This window comes from Streptomyces sp. NPDC056480 (assembly GCF_042795405.1).
Classification (GTDB): domain Bacteria; phylum Actinomycetota; class Actinomycetes; order Streptomycetales; family Streptomycetaceae; genus Streptomyces.
On sequence record NZ_JBHTSA010000056.1, the window covers coordinates 1 to 17,663 of the forward strand.

A 17,663-nucleotide genomic window follows, 5' to 3' on the forward strand; every position below is an offset into this window, starting at 1 on the left:
GCGGCGGCGTCCCTACGCCGCCGCGAGGGCCAGCGTCGGCGACAGGCGTGACGCCCTGACCGCCGGGTACAGCCCCGCCACCGTGCCGATCGCGAGCGTCGCCGCGAAGCCGCCGCCCACCGCCCACAGAGGTACGACCCACGGCAGCCCGCCCGTCGACGCGTACACCCCCGTCGCCGCCCCGCCGAGCGCCACGCCCGCCAGGCCGCCGAGGCCGGACAGCATCAGGGACTCCGTCACGAACTGGATCCTGATCTGGCCCCTGGTCGCGCCCAGGGACCGGCGGAGGCCGATCTCGTGGCGGCGTTCGAGGACCGAGATGATCATCGTGTTGGCGACGCCGACCCCGCCGACCAGGAGCGCGATCCCCCCGAGCCCCAGGAGCAGCGTGGAGAACGCTCCCTCCGTCGCCGCCTTGGCCTTGAGCGCCGACGACGGATCGCCGACCGACACGTTCTGCGGGTTCTGCGGATCGATCGTCGGAGCGAGCAGCTTCTGCACCGCCTCCACGGACGCGTCGGTGGACCGCTCGTACACCGTCGTCGGATGCCCGTCGAAGCCCAGCAGCCGCTCCGCGCCCGCCCAGCCGACCAGCGCCGACCGCTCGATCTCGGGTGCGAGCGGCAGCGGGTCGAGGATGCCGATGACCGTGAAGTACCGGTCGTCGATCCAGACCTGCCGGCCCGGCTCGGTGATTCCGAGCCGCTCGGCGGCGACATGGCCGAGGACCACGGACGGGTAGCGGCCCGTGGCGGCGTTCAGCCAGGTGCCGGAGGCGAGCCCGCCCCTGAGGACGTTGAGGAGTCGCTCCGTCGCCGCCTTCACCGCGATCCCGCCGGTCTCGGCCTCCGGGATCTTCTCGGAACGGCGCACCGAGCTCCTGAGGTCACCGGTCCCCGCGGCCTCCTCCACTCCCTCGATCCGTCCGGCCATCCCCACCGCGTCCTTCGGCAGCTTGACCTCCTGCCCGCTGAACATCCCCTCGCCCGGCTTGGCGACCAGCATGTTCGTGCCGAGCGCGTCGAGCTGACGCAGCAACTGGGCCTGGCTGGAGGCGGAGATGCCGACGACCGCGATCATCGTGGCGATCCCGATGGCGATGCCGAGGGCCGAGAGCACCACGCGCACGGGCCGGCTCCGGAGCCCGGCCGAGCCGACGTGAAGGACGTCCCGCGGACCGAGCCGTGCGGCGGTGAGTCTCCTCGTACGGGGCATCAGGCCGCGACCCTTCCGTCACCGGAGGTACCCGTACGTCCGGACGCACCGGACGCACCGGACGCACCGGACGCACCAGACGTACCGGCCCCGTCAGACGCACTGGACGCACCGGCCCCGTCGGACGCACCGGACGCACCGGCCCCGTCGGACCCCAGCGACGTGTCCTCCACCACGCGCCCGTCCCGTATCCGCACCTGCCGCGGCAGCCGTCCCGCGATCTCCGTGTCGTGCGTGATGACCGCAATCGTCGCGCCCTCCGCGTTGAGTTCGTGGAGGAGCGTCATCACCGCCTCCCCGGACGCCGAGTCCAGCGCGCCGGTGGGTTCGTCGGCGAGCAGCAGCGCCGGTTCCCCGACGACCGCGCGCGCGATGGCGACGCGCTGCTTCTGCCCGCCCGACAGCTCGTGCGGACGGTGCTTCATCCGGTCGGCGAGGCCCACCCGGGCCAGCGCCTCGGCTGCCATCGTGCGCCGTCGCGCGCGGGGGAGCCCGGAGTACAGCAGCCCCTCGGCCACGTTCTCCAGCGCGCCCACGCCCGGCACCAGATGGAAGGCCTGGAAGACGAAGCCGATGCGACGGGCGCGCAGCGCCGACAGCCTGCGGTCCGACAGGGAGGCGATGTCGTGCCCGGCGATCTCCACCGTGCCGGCGCTCGGCCGGTCCAGGGTGCCGACGATGTGCAACAGCGTCGACTTGCCGGATCCGGACGGCCCGACGATACCGAGCAGCTCCCCTTCCCCGATGGTGAGATCGACGCCGTCGAGGGCGCGGACGCCGCCCGCGTACTCCTTGGTGACTCCGCGCAGGCGTACGACCGGCGTCGGCGTCCCGGCGGGAGTCGGCGGCGGGCTCGTGGCCATGTCCGAGGTCGTCGTCATGCGGACGGCACCCCGACCTTCATGCCCTCGCGCAGCCCTTCACCGCTGACCTCGACCCGGCCCTGCCCGAACATGCCGAGCTCGACCTCCAGGTCCCGGGCCGTTCCGTTCTCGACGACCTGGACGCCGAAGCCGCCGCCGGGCAGGGCGAGCAGCGCGTTCACGGGTACGGTCAGGACGTCCTGGCGCGTCTCGCCGGTGAGGTCGACGGTGACCGGGGACTGGTCGATGCCCTTGACCTTCCCCGGCTGGTCGAAGGAGACCGTGACGGGGATCTTCGGCGTCCGGTCCTGCGGGTCGTCGCCCGCCGACGCGGTCTTCCCGACCGCCGACACCTTCCCCGGAAGCTCCGTACCATCCGGCAGCCGGACCTTCACCCGCGTCCCCGTCTTCGCCGACTCCGCCTCCGACACGGGGATCTCGAAGCGTACGACCCGCTCGGAGCCGGTCACGGTGAGCACGGGCCCGCCCGGTGCGATCCGGTCGCCGGGCGCGGCGCCCGCCGACTTCACCCGTACCGCGCTGCCCGCGAAGGCGATCCGGTCCGGGCCGACGGTGCCGGTCTGCTTCAGGTCGTGGGACTTCTGCCACCGCTTCACGGCGGCGGCCGTCTTCGCCGTGTACTCCTCGTCGACGTCGAACCCGACGTACCCGAGGGCGGCGAGGTTCTCCTCCAGCTGGCGGACGTCCTTGCCCTTGTCGCCGGTCTTGAGGGTCCGGTACATGGGCTCGGCGCCGTACATCAGCCGGACAGGCCCGCCCTCGACCTCGTACAGCCGCTCGTCCCGCCCGACGACCGAGCCGGTCGCCGCGATCCAGGTCAGGACCCCGGCCGGACCCGCGTTGATCTTCCGCTCGCCGAGGTGGCCGAGGGTGCCGTCCTGCTGGGAGCTGTTGCTGAGGTCGCCCCGGGTGACGGAAGCGGTCGCGGCCGGCAGACCCTTCGCGTCGGCGGTGCCATCGGACCCGTCCGCCGCCCTGTCGGGCGCGGACACGGCGGTGACCGCCGCGCCGCCGCCCGCGACGGCGACGATCGCCGCGAGGGCGAGCACCAGCCGGCGCCGGGCCAGCGGCCGCTCACGGCCGCTCATCGGGCCACGCTCTCGCACGCCTTGGCGGCCTTGTCGAACTTCTGCTTCTCCGCGCCCTGCGGTATCGGCATGGCCGCCTGCGCCCCGCCGTCGAACTTCGGGTCGGGCATGTTGAAGCCGTTCTCCCGCATGCACTTCGCGTATGCGAGCGCCTTGTCCTTGTCGGCCTGCGTCGGCTCCTTGCCGAAACCGGCGCCGCCCGCCTTGTCCTGGCAGGCCTTGAACGCCTTCTCCATCTTCTCCTTCGACATGCCGTCACCGCCGATGGTGAGCCCGACGCCCTGCTCGCCGGGCTTCGGCTCGGGCACGTCGAGACCCTGCTCGCGCAGGCACTTGCGGTGCTCGAAGGCCTGGTCGGCCTTCTTTCCCTCGTCGCTCACGCTCCCGTCGTTCTTCCCGCTCCCGGAGCCGGCCGAGTCCGAGCCCGATCCTGAGCAGGCGGTGGCGAGCAGGGTGAGGGCGGCGGCCAGGGAGGTGGCGGCGGCGGCCCGGGTGATCCGTCGAATCGTCATGGCGTGGAGCGTGCCGCGAAGGGGTGTTTCGTTTCTCTCAGCGGTTTCGTTTACACCGGCGAAAGGTCGCTTTCGGATACACAGGAGGCATGCGCGTACTGGTGGTGGAGGACGAGGCGTTTCTCGCCGAGATGATCGCCGAGGGGCTGCGCCGCGACGCGCTCGCCGTGGACATCGCGGCCGACGGCCTCGAAGCGCTGCGGAAGATGCAGTTGGGGGAGTACGACGTGCTCGTCCTGGACCGGGACCTGCCCGGGATGCACGGCGACGACGTCTGTCGCCGGGTGGTCGAGCAGCGCCTGATGACGCGGGTGCTGATGCTGACGGCGGCGGGCACGGTACGGGACCGGGTCGAGGGCCTCGGCCTCGGTGCCGACGACTACCTGGCCAAGCCCTTCGCGTACGACGAGCTGCTCGCCCGTGTCCTGGCGCTCGGCCGGCGTGCCCGGCCCGCGCTGCCGCCCGTACTGGAGCGGTCCGGGATCGTCCTGGACACCGCCCGCCGTCAGGCCAGCCGGGACGGCCGCCATCTGCAGCTGTCGCGGAAGGAGTTCGCCGTCCTGGAGGCCCTGCTGCGGGCCGAGGGCGCGGTGGTCAGCGGCGAGGACCTGATCGAGCAGGTCTGGGAGGAGCACACCAGCTACCGCACGAACGCGGTACGGGTCACGCTGAGCAAACTCCGTGCGAAGCTCGGCGAGCCGCCGGTCGTGGAGACGGTCCCGGGCTCGGGCTACCGGATCGGGTCGTGAGGCAGGTCGTGAAGCGGGTAGTGGAGCGGGCAGGGAAGCAGGTCATGACGGGGGAGCGGGCCCGGCTGACCGCTCTGTACGGTGGGCTCCTGCTGCTGGCGGGCGCTCTGCTGACGGGGGTCGTGTACTTCCTCGTCAAGGAGGGGCTGTACTCGTCGATCAGTCTGGCCGTCACCGGGACCGTGCCGGCGCAGCGGCTGGAGGACCTGCCGAGCCCGTATCCGAGCGCGACCGCCGGCTCCGCTCCGGCCAGTTTCCTGCCGGCCAGTCCGGTACCCGCGAGCCCGGCTCCGAGCGGCGCCACCCGGCTCCCCAGCGAGGTCCTCGCGATCACCCGGTCGGTGAGCGGCGCGGCGGAGTCGGCGGCGCTCGAACGTCTTCTGACGGTGTCGCTGATCGTGCTCCTCGTGTACGCGGTGCTCTCCGTCGTGCTCGCGTGGTGGATGGCCGGCCGCGTGCTCCGGCCGGTGGCCGTGATCACGGAGACGGCCCGTCGGCTGTCGGGCGAGAACCTGCACGAGAGGATCGCGCTCGACGGGCCGCCCGGTGAGCTGAAGCGGCTCGCCGACACCTTCGACGGGATGCTCGTCCGGATGGAGGGCCTGGTCTCCGCCCAGCAGCGGTTCGCGGCGAACGCCGCCCACGAGCTGCGCACGCCGGTGGCCGTGCAGCGCGCGGCGGCCGAGATCGGCCTCGCGGGGGAACCCTCTCCGGAGCGCGTCGCCCGCATCCGGGCGAAGCTGATCGAGGTCGCGGACGACAGCGAGCGGATCATCGAGGGCCTCCTGCTGCTCGCCGCGTCCGACCAGGGTCTCCGCGAGCGACGGCCGGTGGCCGTGCACGAGGTGGCCCGCCAGGCGGCGGACGCGCTGGCGGCGGAGGCGGCGGAACACGAGGTGACGGTGGCGGTACGGGCCCTGCCCCTCACGGTCGACGGCGACGCGGTGCTCCTCGACCGTTTGGTGCACAACCTGGTCGTGAACGGCGTCCGCCACAACGTCCCCGGCGGCAGGGTCGAGGTCCGTACGGGACCGGGAGGCGTCGAGGTGTCGAACACCGGACCCGAGGTCCCGCCCGAGACGGTCCCGCTGCTCTTCGAGCCCTTCCGCCGCCTGACGGAACGGACCCACGGCCCCGGCGAGGGCGTGGGCCTCGGCCTTTCGATCGTCGAGTCGATCGCCCGGGCCCACGACGCGACGACGGAGGCGTTCCCGAACCCGGAGGGCGGCGGGCTGACGGTGCGGGTGAGGTTCGGCGGGGAGAGGTGACGAAGCTTCGCGACGCTTGACGCCGACAAAGTGTGAGTGGTTAAGTACTCACATGAAGTCAGAGCGTCCCCGCCAGTTGTCCACCGCCGAAGAGCGCCGTGCGACGGTGCTGCGTACGGCCATCGGCGCCTTCGCCGCCCGTGGTTACTTCGGCACCACGACGACCGAGGTCGCCAAGGCCGCGGGCATCTCCCAGGCGTACGTCTACCGGCTCTTCCCGAACAAGGAATCCCTGTTCGTCGCCGTCGTGGAGCACAGCTTCGTCCAGGTGCGGGCCAGCCTGGAACGGGCTGCGGCCGAGGCGCGGGGCAGTACTCCCGAGGTCGTCCTGTCGGCCATGGGGGAGTCGTACGCCAGGTTGATCAGTGGCAGTGAGGGCGACAGCGACCTGATGCTCGTGCAGCTCCAGGCGCAGGCGGCCGCGACGTCCGAGCCGGCCGTGCGGGAGGCCGTACGGCAGGGCTACGCCCGCCTCGTGGAGTACGTGCGCGGCGCCTCGGGCGGCAGTGAGCGGCAGGTCCAGGAGTTCTTCGCACTGGGCACGCTGTGCCATCTGATCGTGTCGATGGGGGCGGGCGAAGTGGACGCCCCCTGGAGCCGGACGCTGTCGGCGGGCATCAGGCACTACTGACCCGGCGCGGGCCCGCTTCGGCGGGCCGGTCCGTCGGCAGGGTGCGGGGAGCGGTCCGCGGGGTGCGGTCGGCGGGGCGTGGCGACCCCGCCCGTTTTTCGGGCACAGATGTGAGTGGTTGACCACACAATGAGGCTCAAATGAGGCTGGAGCTTGTCGTGCAGAAGCATTCCGGAACCATCACCGACCGCCCCGGAGCGGCGCTCGCGGCCCTGGCGGGCGCGCAGTTCACCGTCATGCTCGCCACGTCGATCGTGAACGTGGCCCTGCCTCAGATCCGGTCCGGAGCCGGCCTGTCGGACGGCGGGACGACCTGGGTCGTCAACGCCTACGGTCTCGCCTTCGGGGCGCTGCTCCTGGCCGGCGGCCGCGCCGCCGACCTCCTGGGCGGTCGGCGGGTCCTGCTCGCGGGACTCGCGCTCTTCGGGGCGTCGTCACTGGCGGCCGGACTCGCGAGCACGCCGGAGGTGCTGATCGCCGCTCGTGCCGTACAGGGCCTCGGGGCGGCGGCCGTCGCCCCGGCCGCGCTCGCGCTCCTGATGGCCCTGTTCCCGCCCGGCCCCGGGCGGGGGAGAGCGCTGGGGGTCTGGGGCGCGGTCTCCGGAGCCGGAGGCGCGGCCGGCGTCCTCCTCGGCGGCGCCCTGACCCAGGCGTGGGGCTGGCCGTGGATCTTCCACGCCGTGGCAGGGGGAACGGCGCTGGTCCTGGGCGGGGTGGCGGTCGCCGTGCCCGCCGCGGCCCTGTCCGGCGCCGAGCCGGCGACCCCCTCCGGCGCCCGGCCGTCGAGGCGGGCCCGGTTCGATCTGCCCGGCACCGTGAGCGTGACGCTCGCACTCACCGCCCTGGTCTGGGGACTGACCGGCGCCCGCCGCTCCGGCTGGGCGGACGCCCGGGTGCTCGGCGCCCTCGCCCTCGCCGCCGTACTCCTCGTCGTCTTCGCCCTGATCGAGCGACGGCATCCCCACCCCCTCCTGCCGCCACGACTGTTCACCCAAGCCAGGGTCGGGGCCGGGAACGCGCTCATGGCGCTGCTCGGGTCGGTGTGGATCGCCCTGTTCTTCTTCCTGCCGCTCCACCAGCAGCAGGTGCTCGGCTCCAGCCCCTTGGTGACGGGCCTGGGTCAGCTTCCGCTGGCCGGGGCGATCATGCTCGGTTCGGCCTCGGCGCCGCGCATCGCCCGGCGGATCGGACCCACGGCGACCGTGACGGCGGCCCTGCTCGCCGAGGCGGGCGGGCTGCTGTGGCTCGCACGGATCAGCACCGACGGCGGCTACCTGGCCGATGTCCTGGGACCGAGCCTGCTGATCGGGCTCGGCCTGAGCGTCGCCTTCGTCCAGCTCACCGCCCTGTCCGTCGAGGGGGTCCCCCGCACGGACGCGGGCCTGGCCGGGGGTCTGGTGAACACCGCACGCCAGACGGGCGGAGCCGTCGGCCTCGCCGTGCTGGCCACCGTGGCCGGCTCCGTCACCGCCCACGCGGAGGACAGCGGCCGACCGCACATGGAGGCGCTCACCGCCGGGTACCGCACCGTCTTCGGCATCTCGGCGGCGGTCCTCATGGTCACAGCTGCCCTGGCCCTGCTGCTCGCCCTCCGAGCGGGACGCCGCCCTCTTCCCCTCCCGCTGGCGCACACGTCCTGACGGCGACAGCGGCCCCGCCGCCCCGAAGGCAACCCCGTTCCCCCCGCACGACCCATGACCCACCACGAGAGAGAGAAGACCCGCCATGCGCACCATCGACGAGAACGCCCCCGTCATCGTCCGCCTGTCCACCGTGATCGACGCCCCGGTCGAGAGGGTGTGGCAGATCCACACGGACATCGACGCCTGGGCGACCTGGAACGCGGACGTCGACGAGGCCACCCTCGACGGCCCCCTGGAGACCGGCACTTCCTTCACCTGGAAGACCCACGGCCTGGACATCACCTCCACGGTCACCGAACTCGTCCCCGGCGAGCGGATCGTGTGGGGCGGTCCCGCCAACGGCATCACCGGCATCCACGTATGGACCTTCGAGCGGACCGGCGACCGGGTCACCGTCCGTACCGAGGAGTCCTGGAGCGGTGCACCCGTCGACGCCGCGACCGAGGAACTCGGCCATGCCCTGGACCAGTCCCTGCGGAGCTGGCTGACCTCACTGAAGGACCGCGCGGAACGCGGCATGTGAGTCCCGTCCAGCCCTGTTCGTCCCCGCATCCCAACTCGCAGAGTGAGGTTCCCGTCATGACCGGCAAGCCCTTCCTGACCGGCCACTACACGCCCGCCGTCGACGAGATCACCGCGACCGGGCTGAGCGTCGAGGGCAGCCTGCCCCCGGAGCTGTCCGGCCGTCTGATCCGCAACAGCCACAACCCGAAGCCCGGCGTCACGCCCACCCACTGGTTCAAGGGCAGCGGCATGGTCCACGGCATCCGGCTCCAGGACGGCCGGGCGGAGTGGTACCGCAACCGCTGGGTGCGCACTCCCGCCCTGGAAGGTGCCCCGTACATGACCGAGACGGGTCCCGACCTGACCGCGAGCACCGCCGGAACGCACGTCATCGAGCACGGCGGACGCCTCCTCGCCCTGTGCGAGGCCAACGTCCCGTTCGAGCTGACCCGGGATCTGGACACCGTCGGCGCCTACGACTTCGGGGGCAGACTGCGCAGCGCGATGACCGCGCACCCCAAGACCGACCCGGTCACGGGGGAGCTGCACTTCTTCGGCTCCTCGCCCTTCCCGCCGTACCTCATGTACTACGTCGCCGACCCGAAGGGCACGATCACGCACGGCGTCGAGGTCCCCGGGGCCACGGCCGCCCTCAAGCACGACTTCGCCCTCACCCGCCACCACGTCGTGTTCGTCGAGGGCACGGTGTCCTTCGACCCGAGCGAGCACTCCGGCATCCCCTACGCCTGGAACGACGCCCAGCCGGCCCGGATCGGCGTCATGCCCAGGGGCGCCGACGGCGCGGCACGCATCCGCTGGTTCCCCGTCGAGCCCGGCAGCATGCTGCACGCCGCCAACGCGTACGAGGACGACAGGGGACGCATCGTCCTCGAAGGTCCCACCGTCGACCGCGAGGGATTCCAGCTCTCCTGGAACTGGTGGGTCGGCGCCCCGGAACGCGGCACCGAACCCAACACCCGCTCCTACAGCAGGCGTTGGGTGATCGACCTGACGGCCGGAAGCGTCGACGAGCAGATCATCGACGACCTTGCGGTGGAGTTCCCCACCCTCAACGAGGACTTCCTCGGCGCGGAGCACCGCTACCAGTACGCGGTGTCCTTCCCCGACCGGAACGGGCTCGGCGGCTACGGGATCGTCAAGTACGACCGCACGACGGGCGCTCGGAACGTCCATGAGGTCGGCGACGCGCGGCTGCCGAGCGAGGCCGTCTTCGTACCGGCCGCAGGGGCCACCCGGGAGGACGACGGATATCTGCTCACGGTGGTGTCGGACCTGAAGCAGGACGCCTCGCAGCTCCTGGTCATGGACGCCTCGGGCCTGGACCGGATCGCGACGGTCCATCTGCCCCGCCGTGTCACCGCGGGCATCCACGGCTCCTGGATCCCCGACACCGCCCTCGGGGGCGAGGCGAACTGACGCGCCGCACGTGGGGCAGGCGCCGGACGACAGTGGGGAAGAGGTCGGGCGGCGCCTTGCCGTGGGGCGGCCGACGGCTCTCATGATCAACTTACCGGTGGGCGGGGGACTTGCGGCAAGGCCGGGGGCATACCGCAGAATCACCGACCGAACGCCAGGGCGTGCTGACGGAGAGACGGAACAGGGAGCTGCGGGATGCGTGTGGTGCTGTCGACGTACGGAGGGCGCGGGAGCGTCGAACCGATGGTGGGACTCGCGGTGCGGCTGCGGGAACTCGGCGCGGAGGTCCGGGTGTGCGCGCCGCCCGACGAGGAGTTCGTGGACCTCTTCGCCGGCATCGGTGTGTCGCCGGTGCCGGTGGGCCGGCCGGTGCGGCCCGTGGTGGCCTCGGTGGAACCGGGATCGACGGTGGGCCTGGCGCAGCGTGCGGCGGAGCTGATCGCCGCACAGTTCGGCACGGTCGCCGAGGCGGCCGAGGGATGCGACGCGCTGGTGGCGACGGGCCCGCTGCCGGTGACGGCCGGCGCGCGGTCGGTGGCGGAGAAGCTGGGCATCCGCTACGTCCACGCGAGCCATCAGCCGATCGTCCTGCCCTCGCCGCACCAGCCGCCGCCCGCCCGACGCGGCCGGCCGCTGCCATCGGGGGTGACGGACAACCGCGAGCTCTGGGAGATGGATGCCAGGAACGCGAACGAGATGTTCGGCGCGGAGATCAACACCCACCGGGCGGCCGTCGGCCTGCCGCCGGTGGACAACGTCCGCGACTACGCCTTCACCGACCGGCCGTGGCTGGCGACGGACCCGGTCCTCAGCCCGTGGCCGGAGCGGTCAGGCCTCGACGTCGTGCAGACCGGTGCGTGGATCCGGCCGGACGACCGCCCGCTTCCGCCCGGCCTCGTGGAGTTCCTGGACGCCGGAGCCCCGCCGGTGTACGTGGGCTTCGGGAGTACGCCGATGGGCGCCGACGCCTCGAAGCACATGGCCCGGGTGGCGGTCGAGGCGATCCGCGCACGGGGGAGCCGCGTGATCGTCGCCCATGGCTGGGCCGGCCTGGACCTGATCGACGACGGGGACGACTGCTTCGCCGTCGGCGAGGTCAACCAGCAGGCGCTGTTCGCCAGGATGGCGGCCGTCGTCCACCACGGCAGTGCGGGCACCACGACGACGGCCGCGCGGACGGGCGCGCCTCAGGTGGTGGTGCCCCAGGGCGCGGACCAGCCGTACTGGGCGGGCCGGGTGACCGACCTCGGCATCGGCGTGGCGCACGACGGACCGATCCCGACCGCCGCCTCCCTCCGTGCGTGCCTCGAAACGGCCCTGACCACGGCGACCCGCGCGCGGTCCCGGGTCGTGGCGGCGACGATCGACACGGACGGCGCGAGGACCGCCGCGATGCGGCTGCTCGCCGAGATCGACCCTGACGGGCGGCCGCTGCCCGCCTGAAAAGGAGCCGGCCTGTCCGGCCGCGCGTGCCCGCCTTCGTTCGTCGCCGGGGTGGTGTGTCAGGTGACGGCGAGCCGGTCCACCAGGAGTTCCACTCTCCATGTGGTGTGTTCCGGGGGCAGGCGTCCCGCTCTCATCAGGGTGGCCAGGCCGTGCAGGGACGCCCAGAAGACCTCGGTGAACAGTCCCGGGTGGATGCCGTCGCCGGCGGCTTCGCCGAGGGTTTCGAGGAGGGCGGCGAAGGCGTCCTTGAGTGGCTCCGGGGTGTCCTCGTGTGCGAAGGCCAGGCCGCCGTCGAGCTGGAACATGGCGTCGTAGACCGCCGGGTTGCGGTGGGCGAAGTCGAGGTAGGCGTGGGCGAGTGCGGCGACCCGGGCGCGGTGGCCGTCCGCGGTGGAGGCCGCGGTGGAGGCCGCAGTCCGTACCGCCGTGGCCATCTCGGCGGCGCCTTCGAGGGCGACGGCGCCGATGATCTCGCGTTTGCCGCGGAAGTGGCTGTAGAGGACGGGCTGGCTGTACTCGATGCGCTCGGCGAGACGGCGGGTGGTGACGGCGTCCCAGCCCTGCTGCTCGGCGAGTTCGCGGGCCGTCGCCACGATGAGACGTTCGCGGTCCGCCCGTTCGCGTTCCTTGCGTTGTTGTACCGACATGATTCGATCCTAGCACCGCTAGACAATCGAGCGGCAGTAGTACTAGCGTTGCCTCATCACCTAGCGCCGCTAGATTCCAGGAGGGGTCATCATGCTCAACGCACTCGAGGTCTTCACCACGGTGGTCGTCGGCCTGATGGTGGGGGTGGAGTTCTCCGTCGCCTTCATCATGAACCGGATCCTCGACGCGCTTCCCGAGGACAGCGGCCAGCTCGGCCACGCCCACGGCGGCCGGATGCTCGGCGCCCTGATGCCGTTCTGGTACATAGGCTCGCTCGTCCTCGTGGCGGTCTGGGCCGTCGCCGGATGGAGCCACGACGGCGCCGGACTCGTCGTCACCGCCGGCGGACTGCTGATCCTCAGCGTCGTCATGTCCATCCTGCTGCTCGTCCCGATCAACAACCGGAACAAGACCTGGACCCCCGGCAACCGGCCCGCCGACTGGAAGGAGCAGCTGCAGCGCTGGAACCGCTACCACTACGCCCGCGTCGCCGTCATCATCGCCGCCTTCACCCTGCTGGTCACCGCCCTCGCCTGAGCCACCAGGCAGACAACGTGCCAAGACGCCCCCCGAGAGGGGGCGTTGGTGTTGGTGCCGCGCCCGCCCGCCCCCGTATCACCGCATCGATCCGCCGATCCGCCGATCCGCCGATCCGCCGATTCCCCGATCCGTCGATCCGTCGATCCGTCGATCCGCCGTTCGCGCGGACGTCCGGGGCCGCCGCCCCTGGCCCCGGACGCCGGTCGATCGGTCGGCCGGTCGGCCCGTCAGTCGGTTCGCACCTCCGGCGGGGCGGTGCGCGCGAAATGGCGGGCCGTGGGGACGAGCGCCGCGGCCGCCGGTACGAGGAAGCACGCGGCGGCGCACACGGCGAGGACCGGGGTGACGCCGAAGCGGTCGATGGCGGGTGCGATCAGGGCGAGGCCGACGGGTGCGAGACCGTAGGACACCAGGAAGTCCAGTGACGAGACGCGGGCCAGCTTGTCCGGCGCGACCTCGCGCTGGGTGGCGGTGAACCAGGGCACGTTGAACAGCTCGATGCCGATCCCGGCGACGGCGTACGCCACGACGACCACGGCCGGGTGCACCGGCAGCATCAGGCTCAGCGGCGCGGCACCGTACGCGCCGAGCCCGGCGAACGCGGCCCAGCCCTGGGAGCGGGGCCGCAGGCGGGCGATGACGAGCGCCCCGCCGAGGGCGCCCACGGTGTACGCGGTCATCGCCGCGGCGAGCACCCACTCGGTGCCGTAACGGTCCCGGCTGATCAGCGGCAACGCGACGCTGGTGGCCGAGTAGCCGAGCGCGATGACGGCGACGAGGGCGGCGAGTCCGGCGAGGAACCACGGATGGCGGCGTGCCTCCCGTATGCCCTCCAGGAATTCGGCGCGGAACCCGGCGCGCGGAGACGGCTCCGTGACGGATTCCACGGCCCCCTTCGCTGTCGCCTCCGCGGTTCCCCTTGTGGTCCCGTCCGCAGTCGCCTTCGCCGTCTCCTCTGTCTCCTCCGTCTCCTCCGCTTCCTTCGTCGCCGCTGCGACGACGCCCCCCTTGCCCGGGGCGAGTGCGGCGACCAGCCACAGCGCCCCGATGCCGAGCAACAGGGTGCGGACGTCGAGGAAGGCCGCGAGCAGCGCGGTCAGGGTGGGTCCGGCGAGGGTGGAGCCGCGCACGGCCATGGTCATGGCTGCGTTGGCCTGTTGGCGTCGCCCGGGTTCGACGGTCTCCGCCGTGAGCGCCTGGAACGCCGGTCGGCAGGCACCCTGCCCGGCGCCCGCGAGGGCCGCGGCGAACGTCATCAGCGCGAGCGACCGGCCGAGACCCGCGGCGAGCAGGGGCGCGGCGGCCGCCGCCGCGAGCGCCGACCAGAGGACGACCGCCCGGCGGGAGTGCCGATCGGCCAGCACGCCGCCCACCGTGACGGCGGCGAGGAATCCGGCGGTGCGGGCGGCGAGGACGAGACCGAGTCCCGCGGCGCCGAGGTCGCGGTGCAGTACGGCGAGCCCGAGGACGAAGGGCAGGGCCCAGGTCGCGAGGCCGGACGCGGTGGTACCCGCCCACAGGCGCAGGAACGCGGGGTCCAGCAGGACCGAACGTGAAGGCGGAGAAGGGGACTTGGTCGCTGCGGGCGCGGGTGTGGTGGCCACGGTGCGGTGCTCCTCGGGAGTGGGGGAGCGGTTCGGCGAACCGCCCCCGGGTTTCTTAATGAAAATGATTGCCATTACAGTACCCTCCGAACGCGGCACTCCTGCCCGGTGCACGACAACACCCACGCCCGTCCCTCCCAGACCGGAGAACCCATGCGCCATCCCGTCCGTCTCGGCATCGCCCTGACCCTCGCCCTCGCCACCGCGGGCTGCTCCACCGCAGGCGGCGGTGGGTCCACTGCGGATGCCGAGCCCGCGGCGCGTCCCGCCTCGAAGCCCGCCACCGGCGTCACCAGCTGCGGCCGCCAGGTGTCGCCCGCCGGACCGCCGCGGCGGACCGTCGCCCTGGACCAGAGCTCGACCGAGACCCTGCTCGAACTCGGACTCCAGGACCGGATGGCCGGCACGGCCAACCTCAAGACCAAGATCCCCGCTCCGTACGCGGCCGCGTACGCGAAGATCCCCGTGATCGCCCCGAAGATCGCCACCGGCGAGCAACTGCGTTCCGCCACTCCCGACTTCGTCGTCGCGGGCTCCGCGGACCTGTACACCAAGGACCGCGCCGGCACCCGCGAGGAGCTGGACGCCCTGAAGGTCCCCACCTTCGTCAGCGCCGTGGACTGCCCGCAGCACAACCCGCCCGGCCGCACCCCCTTCGAGCTGCTCTTCTCCGACTACGAGAACCTGGGCAAGCTGTTCGGCGCCGAGGAACGCGCCGGCAGGCTCGCGGCCGACCAGCGCGCCGCCGTCGCCAGGGCGGGCGCGAACGCCTCGAAGGTGCCACGGGGCGCGGACCGGCCGACCGTCGTCTACCTCTACTCCGTCTTCAACGGCATGCCGTACGTGGCGGGCAGGACCGGCCTGCCCAGCGAGATGAGCCGGATCGTCGGCGCCGAGAACGCCTTCGACGACATCCAGGAGGACTGGCCCGAGGTCTCCTGGGAGGAAGTCGCCCGGCGCGACCCGGACTTCATCGTGATCGGCGACCTGTCCGAGCGGGGCCGTCCCGGCGACAGCGCCGCCGAGAAGCGGGCCACGATGACGGCGCACCCGGTGATCTCACGGCTGGCCGCCGTCCGCGACGACAAGATCCTCGAAGTGCCCGGCATCGAACTCGACCCCTCGGTCCGCTCCGTGCACGCCCTCGGACTGCTCGCCCAGGGCATGAAGGACCTCGGACATGCCCGCTGAGCCGCCCGTCGGCAGGAGCGCGGCGGAACGGCTGCTCCCGACAGCCCGCGCAAGCGGCCGTACGGCGGAGACCACCACCTCCGGGCAGTCGGCACCGGGGCCGTGGGCACCGGGGCCGTGGGCACCGGGCGTCCGAACCGGCAGGCTCGGCACGGGCGCCGCTACCCGCACCGGAGCACCACTCCCTGGAGGCCCTGGCCCCGAAGGCCCCGGTCGCGAAGGCCCTTGCCCCGACGGCGCCGGTCTCGAAGGTCCTTGCGCCGAAGGTACCCGTCCCGAAGGCCCCGGTCTCGAAGGCCCCGGTCCCGGAGGCGCTCGTCCCGGAGGCGCCCGTACCGGAGGCGCGCGTCCCGGAGGCCTTCGGCCCCTCCTCCTGTTGCTCTCCGTGGCCACCCTCGTGGGCTCGATCGCCGCAGCCGTCCGCATCGGCACCGCCGACACCGGCTGGACCGACCTGGCCCGCGCCCTCGCCACCCACCTCGGTCTGGACGTCGAGCCGCTGCCTCCGCTGATGGACTCGCTCATCTGGGACCTGCGGCTGCCGCGCGTCTTGATGGCCGCGCTCGTCGGCGCCTCGCTCGCCGTGTGCGGCACGGTGCTCCAGGCGGTCACCCGCAACGCGCTCGCCGACCCCTACCTGCTCGGCGTCTCCTCCGGCGCGTCGACCGGAGCCGTCGCCGTCGTCGTCCTCGGGATCGGCGCGAGCACGCTCGGGGTCACCGGCGGCGCGCTCGTCGGCGCGTTGCTCTCCTTCGGGCTGCTGCTCCTCCTGTTGAGGCGCACCGGCCTCGACTCCGTCCGCATCGTCCTCACCGGCGTGGTCGTCGGACAGTTGCTCACCGCGCTGACCTCGCTGATCCTGATGGCATCGGCGGACGCGGACACGACACGGGCCGTGACGCACTGGCTGCTGGGATCGATGGCACCGGCCCGCTGGAACACCGTCGTGGTCTGCGCGATCGTCACCCCGCTCGGCCTGACCGTGGCGTGGCTGTGCGCGAGCGCCCTCGACGGGCTCACCTTCGGCACCGACACCGCCGCCTCCCTCGGCATCGGCGTACGGCACACCAGGATGCTGCTGCTCGTGGTGACGGCCGCGCTGACCGCCGTCGCGGTGGCCACCGTCGGCGCCATCGGCTTCGTCGGGCTGATCGTGCCCCACGGGGTGCGGTTCCTCGTCGGACCGCTGCACCGGGTGCTGTTGCCGTACGCGGCACTCGCCGGCGCGGTGTTCCTCGTGTGGACGGACGCGCTCGCTCGGATCGCCTTCGCACCCCGCGAGGTCCCCGTCGGAGTCATCACCGCACTCCTCGGCGTACCCCTCTTCCTCCTCGTCCTGCGCAGGAGGGGGGAACTGTGAGGATCACCGCCGAGAACCTGAGCTGGTCGGTGGCGGGCACACCGGTCGTACGTGAGGTCAGCGCGGACATCGCCTCCGGCGAGACCGTCGGCCTCATCGGCCCGAACGGCTCAGGAAAGTCCTCCCTGCTGCGCTGCCTGGCCGGGCTCCGGGACCCCGACGCGGGCTCTGTCCGGTACGACGGCGCATCGGTGGGGGAGTGGAGCGCGCGCAGGATCGCCCGCCATGTCGCCTTCGTCGCCCAGGACTCGGGCGCCGACAGCGATCTCCGGGTCGCCGACGTCGTCGGCCTCGGCCGCACCCCGTTCCGGGACCGCTGGCGCGGAGCGGACGCCACCGACCGGGCGGTGACCGCCGCCGCCCTGGAAGTGGTCGGCCTCACCGCGCTCGCCGGACGCTCCTGGAAGGCGCTGTCGGGCGGCGAGCGCCAGCGCGCCCACATCGCCCGCGGGCTGGCCCAACAACCGTACGCACTGCTGCTCGACGAACCCACCAACCACCTCGACGTCAGGCATCAGCTCGAACTGATGGAGCTCCTGACCGGCACCGACCGGACCGTCCTGGTCGCCCTGCACGACCTGTCGCTCGCGGCCCGCTACTGCGACCGGCTCCTCCTCCTGCACCACGGCCGACTGATCGCGGCCGGCCCTCCCGAGGCCGTCCTGACGGCCGATCGACTCGCCGAGGTGTTCGAGGTCGACGCGGAACTCACCACCGACGCCCTGGGGCACCCGGCCGTCAGCTACCGCCGCTCCCTCGGTGCACCCGTCCCGGCGCGTCGACCCACCCTCTGAAAGGACACGACCTTGACCGCTTCAGTTTCAGCTTCCGCATCCGCATCCGCATCCGCATCCGCATCCGCATCCGCTTCCGCATCCGCTTCCTCATCGGCCTCCACTTCCACGCACAACGAGTCCCAGCCCGGCGGCACGCCTCCTGCGCC

The 17,663-nt window shown here is 72.6% G+C and carries 17 protein-coding genes; 11 read left to right on the forward strand and 6 right to left on the reverse strand.

The features are described from left to right. Positions 1-12 precede the first annotated feature (12 nt). Genes ACFQ79_RS23540 through ACFQ79_RS23555 form a run of 4 tightly spaced genes read right to left on the reverse strand, consistent with a single transcriptional unit; the run spans position 13 to position 3,699 of the window. Positions 13-1,215, reverse strand: coding sequence for an ABC transporter permease (locus ACFQ79_RS23540; RefSeq protein ID WP_383586556.1), 1,203 nt, complete (start codon positions 1,213-1,215; stop codon positions 13-15). Next, positions 1,215-2,078: an ABC transporter ATP-binding protein gene (locus ACFQ79_RS23545; protein WP_383586636.1), complete on the reverse strand. Its 864-nt coding sequence runs from the start codon at positions 2,076-2,078 to the stop codon at positions 1,215-1,217. Before ACFQ79_RS23545 ends, ACFQ79_RS23540 begins: the two co-directional genes overlap by 1 nt. 14 nt (positions 2,079-2,092) lie before the next feature. Next, the gene (locus tag ACFQ79_RS23550) at positions 2,093-3,187 is read right to left on the reverse strand and encodes a peptidoglycan-binding protein (protein WP_383586558.1); all 1,095 of its coding nucleotides are present in this window, start codon (positions 3,185-3,187) and stop codon (positions 2,093-2,095) included. Next, positions 3,184-3,699: a hypothetical protein gene (locus ACFQ79_RS23555; protein WP_383586560.1), complete on the reverse strand. Its 516-nt coding sequence runs from the start codon at positions 3,697-3,699 to the stop codon at positions 3,184-3,186. Before ACFQ79_RS23555 ends, ACFQ79_RS23550 begins: the two co-directional genes overlap by 4 nt. Positions 3,700-3,788: 89 nt before the next feature. Here ACFQ79_RS23555 and ACFQ79_RS23560 point away from each other — a divergent pair, with 89 nt between their 5' ends. The 7 genes from ACFQ79_RS23560 (at position 3,789) to ACFQ79_RS23590 (ending at position 11,374) form a co-directional block, all read left to right on the forward strand. Next, positions 3,789-4,448: a response regulator transcription factor gene (locus tag ACFQ79_RS23560; protein ID WP_383586562.1), complete on the forward strand. Its 660-nt coding sequence runs from the start codon at positions 3,789-3,791 to the stop codon at positions 4,446-4,448. Positions 4,449-4,492: 44 nt separating this feature from the next. Then, positions 4,493-5,716: an ATP-binding protein gene (locus ACFQ79_RS23565; protein ID WP_383586564.1), complete on the forward strand. Its 1,224-nt coding sequence runs from the start codon at positions 4,493-4,495 to the stop codon at positions 5,714-5,716. 52 nt (positions 5,717-5,768) lie between these two features. Next, positions 5,769-6,347 carry a TetR/AcrR family transcriptional regulator gene (locus ACFQ79_RS23570; RefSeq protein ID WP_383586566.1) on the forward strand — a complete coding sequence of 193 codons (579 nt, stop codon included), beginning with the start codon at positions 5,769-5,771 and terminating at the stop codon, positions 6,345-6,347. A gap of 140 nt (positions 6,348-6,487) precedes the next feature. Then, the gene (locus ACFQ79_RS23575) at positions 6,488-7,987 is read left to right on the forward strand and encodes an MFS transporter (protein WP_383586568.1); all 1,500 of its coding nucleotides are present in this window, start codon (positions 6,488-6,490) and stop codon (positions 7,985-7,987) included. Positions 7,988-8,072: 85 nt separating this feature from the next. After that, positions 8,073-8,513 carry an SRPBCC family protein gene (locus tag ACFQ79_RS23580; RefSeq protein WP_383586570.1) on the forward strand — a complete coding sequence of 147 codons (441 nt, stop codon included), beginning with the start codon at positions 8,073-8,075 and terminating at the stop codon, positions 8,511-8,513. Positions 8,514-8,569: 56 nt separating this feature from the next. Then, positions 8,570-9,931: a carotenoid oxygenase family protein gene (locus ACFQ79_RS23585; protein WP_383586572.1), complete on the forward strand. Its 1,362-nt coding sequence runs from the start codon at positions 8,570-8,572 to the stop codon at positions 9,929-9,931. Positions 9,932-10,126: 195 nt separating this feature from the next. Then, entirely contained in the window at positions 10,127-11,374 is a 1,248-nt protein-coding gene (locus ACFQ79_RS23590) for a glycosyltransferase (protein ID WP_383586574.1), read from the forward strand. A 59-nt stretch (positions 11,375-11,433) separates the two neighbouring features. Here ACFQ79_RS23590 and ACFQ79_RS23595 read toward each other — a convergent pair whose 3' ends face one another. Then, positions 11,434-12,024, reverse strand: coding sequence for a TetR/AcrR family transcriptional regulator (locus ACFQ79_RS23595; RefSeq protein WP_383586576.1), 591 nt, complete (start codon positions 12,022-12,024; stop codon positions 11,434-11,436). A 91-nt stretch (positions 12,025-12,115) separates the two neighbouring features. On the opposite strand from ACFQ79_RS23595, the gene ACFQ79_RS23600 reads away from it, so the two are divergent. After that, positions 12,116-12,562 (forward strand): anthrone oxygenase family protein, encoded by a 447-nt coding sequence (locus ACFQ79_RS23600; protein WP_383586578.1) that lies wholly within the window; start codon positions 12,116-12,118, stop codon positions 12,560-12,562. A 230-nt stretch (positions 12,563-12,792) separates the two neighbouring features. Here ACFQ79_RS23600 and ACFQ79_RS23605 read toward each other — a convergent pair whose 3' ends face one another. Next, positions 12,793-14,169, reverse strand: coding sequence for an MFS transporter (locus tag ACFQ79_RS23605; protein ID WP_383586580.1), 1,377 nt, complete (start codon positions 14,167-14,169; stop codon positions 12,793-12,795). Positions 14,170-14,322: 153 nt separating this feature from the next. Here ACFQ79_RS23605 and ACFQ79_RS23610 point away from each other — a divergent pair, with 153 nt between their 5' ends. The 3 genes from ACFQ79_RS23610 (at position 14,323) to ACFQ79_RS23620 (ending at position 17,514) form a co-directional block, all read left to right on the forward strand. Next, a complete protein-coding gene (locus ACFQ79_RS23610) occupies positions 14,323-15,360 on the forward strand; it encodes an ABC transporter substrate-binding protein (protein ID WP_383586582.1) in 1,038 nt (345 codons plus the stop codon). A 373-nt stretch (positions 15,361-15,733) separates the two neighbouring features. Beyond that, entirely contained in the window at positions 15,734-16,720 is a 987-nt protein-coding gene (locus ACFQ79_RS23615; RefSeq protein ID WP_383586638.1) for a FecCD family ABC transporter permease, read from the forward strand. Continuing rightward, on the forward strand, positions 16,717-17,514 hold the full coding sequence (locus ACFQ79_RS23620; RefSeq protein WP_383586584.1) for an ABC transporter ATP-binding protein: 798 nt from the start codon (positions 16,717-16,719) through the stop codon (positions 17,512-17,514). Before ACFQ79_RS23615 ends, ACFQ79_RS23620 begins: the two co-directional genes overlap by 4 nt. Positions 17,515-17,663: the final 149 nt, after the last annotated feature.

Coding starts and splice junctions, on each gene's coding strand:
- ACFQ79_RS23540 (WP_383586556.1), bottom strand. CDS start 1,215: ATGCCCCGTACGAGGAGACTCACCGCCGCACGGCTCGGTCCGCGGGAC.
- ACFQ79_RS23545 (WP_383586636.1), bottom strand. CDS start 2,078: ATGGCCACGAGCCCGCCGCCGACTCCCGCCGGGACGCCGACGCCGGTC.
- ACFQ79_RS23550 (WP_383586558.1), bottom strand. CDS start 3,187: ATGAGCGGCCGTGAGCGGCCGCTGGCCCGGCGCCGGCTGGTGCTCGCC.
- ACFQ79_RS23555 (WP_383586560.1), bottom strand. CDS start 3,699: ATGACGATTCGACGGATCACCCGGGCCGCCGCCGCCACCTCCCTGGCC.
- ACFQ79_RS23560 (WP_383586562.1), top strand. CDS start 3,789: ATGCGCGTACTGGTGGTGGAGGACGAGGCGTTTCTCGCCGAGATGATC.
- ACFQ79_RS23565 (WP_383586564.1), top strand. CDS start 4,493: ATGACGGGGGAGCGGGCCCGGCTGACCGCTCTGTACGGTGGGCTCCTG.
- ACFQ79_RS23570 (WP_383586566.1), top strand. CDS start 5,769: ATGAAGTCAGAGCGTCCCCGCCAGTTGTCCACCGCCGAAGAGCGCCGT.
- ACFQ79_RS23575 (WP_383586568.1), top strand. CDS start 6,488: ATGAGGCTGGAGCTTGTCGTGCAGAAGCATTCCGGAACCATCACCGAC.
- ACFQ79_RS23580 (WP_383586570.1), top strand. CDS start 8,073: ATGCGCACCATCGACGAGAACGCCCCCGTCATCGTCCGCCTGTCCACC.
- ACFQ79_RS23585 (WP_383586572.1), top strand. CDS start 8,570: ATGACCGGCAAGCCCTTCCTGACCGGCCACTACACGCCCGCCGTCGAC.
- ACFQ79_RS23590 (WP_383586574.1), top strand. CDS start 10,127: ATGCGTGTGGTGCTGTCGACGTACGGAGGGCGCGGGAGCGTCGAACCG.
- ACFQ79_RS23595 (WP_383586576.1), bottom strand. CDS start 12,024: ATGTCGGTACAACAACGCAAGGAACGCGAACGGGCGGACCGCGAACGT.
- ACFQ79_RS23600 (WP_383586578.1), top strand. CDS start 12,116: ATGCTCAACGCACTCGAGGTCTTCACCACGGTGGTCGTCGGCCTGATG.
- ACFQ79_RS23610 (WP_383586582.1), top strand. CDS start 14,323: ATGCGCCATCCCGTCCGTCTCGGCATCGCCCTGACCCTCGCCCTCGCC.